5 protein-coding genes and 1 pseudogene are annotated in these 4,149 nt (G+C 40.0%); all 6 read right to left on the bottom strand.

What is annotated here, in order from left to right:
• Positions 1–10: 10 nt before the first annotated feature.
• Positions 11–871 (bottom strand): arginase family protein, encoded by an 861-nt coding sequence (locus tag KGF70_RS16470; RefSeq protein WP_120768611.1) that lies wholly within the window; start codon positions 869–871, stop codon positions 11–13.
• A gap of 13 nt (positions 872–884) precedes the next feature.
• Positions 885–1,844, bottom strand: coding sequence for a nitronate monooxygenase family protein (locus tag KGF70_RS16465; protein WP_253954913.1), 960 nt, complete (start codon positions 1,842–1,844; stop codon positions 885–887).
• Between the two features lies 1 nt (position 1,845).
• Entirely contained in the window at positions 1,846–2,307 is a 462-nt protein-coding gene (locus tag KGF70_RS16460; RefSeq protein WP_216769609.1) for an ester cyclase, read from the bottom strand.
• Positions 2,308–2,374: 67 nt separating this feature from the next.
• Positions 2,375–2,695: a helix-turn-helix transcriptional regulator gene (locus tag KGF70_RS16455; RefSeq protein ID WP_003638741.1), complete on the bottom strand. Its 321-nt coding sequence runs from the start codon at positions 2,693–2,695 to the stop codon at positions 2,375–2,377.
• Positions 2,696–3,351: 656 nt separating this feature from the next.
• The gene (locus KGF70_RS16450; RefSeq protein WP_003638740.1) at positions 3,352–3,849 is read right to left on the bottom strand and encodes a universal stress protein; all 498 of its coding nucleotides are present in this window, start codon (positions 3,847–3,849) and stop codon (positions 3,352–3,354) included.
• Between the two features lie 91 nt (positions 3,850–3,940).
• Positions 3,941–4,149, bottom strand: a pseudogene (locus KGF70_RS16445) (MetQ/NlpA family ABC transporter substrate-binding protein); the annotation flags it as partial.

Raw genomic sequence — 4,149 nt, 5'->3', positions numbered from 1 at the left:
TAAAATCAAACTAATCAAATAAGCTTAATTTAGCTAACTGTTCCCGCAATCTTAGTGCATCCCAAGCCATGTTTTCGGCAACTGTAAGACCAACCAAGTCGGAATTATTGTCAATTTCCTGTAAGAGCCGCCCAACGTTTTCTAAGCTTAACTTTCCAATTGCAGCCGTGAATTCGTTACGATTAAGACCCGGTTCCGCTGGATAAATTGACCGATAACTGTCAGGAGAAAGAACATCCAGGTCAAAATGAACAGCAATTCTTGTAAAATTATTCTTTTTAATCCAATTACTGATCAATGTTGGATTACGTCTCAATTGTTTGGGCGTTAAACACTGCATGTTATAGTCGTTAACATGACTATCGATATCTCGAAGTGCTTTCTTTACTAATCCCGCAAGTAAAATTTGGCGTTTATCAACGGGATATTTGACATTAAAATCTGAACCTCCCCGTCCCATCAGTGAACTAACAACCATTTCATGCAAATGATGAGATTGCTCGGTAGTAGAAATATCAGGATGTGCGTCTAGCCAGATAATTCCCAAATTTGCACCATATTTGCGCGATAAATAGTTAAATGGTGCAAGACTAACAGCGCAGTCCCCGCCAATTGTGATGACTTTATCTGGTTCTTTTGTATTCAGAATTGCTGAAAAAGCTTGCGTCTGTGCTTGTAAAACCTTCAATGCATCGACACCTTGACTCCGTTGTAGCATATCTTTTTTATTGTCCGTGGCAACTGGAATCTCTATTTCTTCAATATGCTGTGAATCCGGAACAACTAATTCCATTATCTTTGCCCCAAGCATATAATTCGGATTTACCCCACCTTGCCATTCTGGATAAGTCACTTTTAATGTATGTGTCATACCAATTGTCTCCTCACTTGTTCATATCTTGCATTAAGTCTTTAACAATTTGCTGAACTGAACCGCAACTTCTGATGAGGTCAATGCCTGTGTTAACAGAAATAACATCTGTCTCGCACTTTCCTAGCCGCATTCCTGGTAACAAGCCTCCTCTGTTACTTACTGATAGATCATTTTTTTGACCATCATGATGTTGTGCATAATCAGTTGCTAACTTCTTGGTGAACGTATTTATCAACGCACGTTGGTCATGAGAAATCAAAACCATTTCGCTATATTTTCCTCTGAGAATCGCCTGCTTAGCTGCCAATGATGTTGGCGCTTCTTCAGCGACCAAAAATCGTGATCCAACATAAACACCGTCCGCTCCAAGGGCAAGTGCCGCATTGACACCGCGGTGGTCATTAATTCCACCGGCTGCTAAGACTGGAATGTTTAAAGCATCTGCAATCATCGGAATAGCCGTAAAGGTTCCCTGTCCAGATTGAGGTAAAATTCCGCCCTCATCATAGCCAGTTGCAACAAATACATCAGCCCCCAACTTTTCTGCTAATTGTGCATTATAGATTGTTGGAGTTAAAGGACGGGCAATGATAATGCCACTATGGGCTTTAATTTGATCGTAAACTGCTTGATTAGGATCACCAACTACCGCAAAATAATGAAGATTCTCTTCAAAAGCTACTTTCAAAGTTTCATTCATATGAATAGCCGGCTTATCCTCTATGACGATATTAATACCGAATTCATGATCAGTCAGTTGCTTAGCCAATCGTATTTGATGTCTCATTTGATTCATGTGACTTTCCGCCCCATGAATCATCTTAGTTTGACTGGGATTGGGACCAAACACGCCTAATCCGCCCGCATTGGAAACTGCTGCAACTAATTTGGCATCAGTTAACCAATTCATTGGCGCTTGCACCAAAGGATACTTCGTTTTTAAAAGACTTGTTATTGAATTGATAACCATTTTATTTCTCTAACTTGTATCCTAATTCAGTTGCCACTTTCATCTCTTCACACATATACCACATTTCAACAATCTTTCCTTGATTATTGAATTGAAGGATTCCAACTTCATCCCATTCAATCTTTTTCCCAGTTGCTGGCATTCCGGCAAAGTCACCACTGTGCGTAACCGTGTAATGGTATTGAAGGATGACTTTATTTTCTTCAGCAACCACATGCCGCATTTCAACATGTTGTTTTGTTAACGCCGAATGCAATAGCGACCAACCATTCTCAACCCATTCTAAGAAGTTACCATCTTTTGCAGTGGGAAAGCCCGTTGCTTCGTACAGGGCTGCAAATCCTGCACGGTGTGTCACTGTTTGATCTGTAATAATTGATTTCACATATTCAACATCATTATTAGGCAACGCATCTGCCAAAAACTTCACCGCAATATACTTGTTATTCTTCAAATTATCCATTAGAACATTCTCCTATTTACATATCGCTATTTATAGATCTGTATGGTTAAAAATAAAAGAAGAACCATCATAATTCTTCTTCGATTAACTGACTAAGCTCCTGAAAAGCAGACTCATTGCGTCGATAGTATGTCCACTTACCATGGCGTTCAGAAACTAACAATCCTACTTCTTCAAGCATATTTAAATACGAAGAAATCGTTGATTGTGCCAAGCCTGATTGTTGAACAATATCACCAACACAGATTCCGCCAAAGTTCTCTAACTCATATTGCACGGTTTGACAAGAAATAACCTGAATTTCCTTTTCAGGATCTTTTAACCACTGTAAAATCGCAAGACGTGTTTTGTTCGCTAACGCCTTAAATAGCTTTTCATTTAACTTCATGAGTACATTATATCGTCTTTTTTCGATATGTCAATATTTTATCTCGAAAGATAATTTAATTTATTCCCGTGATCATCATGGATTGTGTGGCTTTCTGACTAATCTAGTTGATTCAGAGAATATCTGAATCAACTACAGTTTACGACAACTCAACCATAACGGACGAATTCAGACACGCATTTAAACACTTCCTAAAAGTCATCGTTTTATATGCTGGCTTAAACGATCCTCAATTAAGCAACCGATAAACAAGTCACCACCTTTTCATCAATGATCGACACTCAGACGATCGTTCCTATCATGATTAAGCGGCTAAAAGGATGTTCGTTCGGTGCCACTAGATGCTTTTACCAAAGTATCAAGTTCGCATGCCACTATCGTAATTCAGGATCATGTTTGATAAAAATCAGTAAAACTAACCCTAGAACCGCTATCGATACGAATTGCGTTTATTTCACAACAGCCTAATTGTTTTCGCAAATAAAATCCGACCACACCACAGTAATAATACACTGAAATATGGCCGGTTAAATCGAACAATATCTTGTCGAGTTTCCAGTTTAATGACAAGAATTCTCTTGCCGGATAAGCGGTTTAGTTGTCTGAGTCGCCGTCATGCTGAACACTGGATGATAAACTACTAAAAACTAGGCATGCTAGTCAGTCTCATCCTGAGTGGCATCCGTCCGTTCCAGTTCCTCAGCTTCGTCATTCGGCATGTTCACGACTGTCACGTTGGCTTCTGTATTGCGCACCACGTAGGCCGTGGTCGACCCTAAGAATAGTCGTGAAATCGCGTTGGTTCCAGAACGGCCAATCACGATCAGGTCGATATTTTGTGCTTTAGGCACATCGACCGCAATCGCCACTTTTGGGACCCCCGTCTGCCGAATAATTTCGGCGCGTAGCTGGTGAGCTTCGACACGTTCTTGTGCCTGCTCCAACAACTTCTTACTCTGTGCTTCATCAAAACTCATCATATCTGGGGCCGCACTTGTAAACACATCCGGGCTATAGACGCCAAACCGATTCGTATCAATCACATTGAGTAAGAACAGCTGTGAATCAAATACCTTGGCAAGTTCAATCGCATGTTCTAACGCGAAGTAAGCATTATCCGAACCATCGAGTGGGACTAAAATTCGTTCATACATGATTGAGGACCTCCTGATCAAGTTCAAAGTTTACGACATTTGTTATCATAATCATAACTTGAACGTAATCATTTAGCATTCAATATGCTCATCAATTATCGAAATAAGTGAGGGGCTTTTCGACATTGATCTTCGTCCCATAATATTTCTGCTTGATATATTTCTGGATAGCCGCACGGTGATACAATTTGACCAGTTTGAGATAGCTGGCCCGATGCTTGTTTTTCGCCGCGGTCGCCAAAATATTGACATTATCCTTAGTGCTTTTATTCATACTTTCATGATAAATCGAATCTTGTA

This window comes from Lactiplantibacillus sp. 7.2.4, from assembly GCF_018991185.1.
In the GTDB taxonomy this organism is placed as follows: Bacteria; Bacillota; Bacilli; order Lactobacillales; family Lactobacillaceae; genus Lactiplantibacillus; species Lactiplantibacillus pentosus.
Note: the sequence above shows the minus strand (reverse complement) of the source record. Positions and strands in the feature narration are given on the sequence as shown.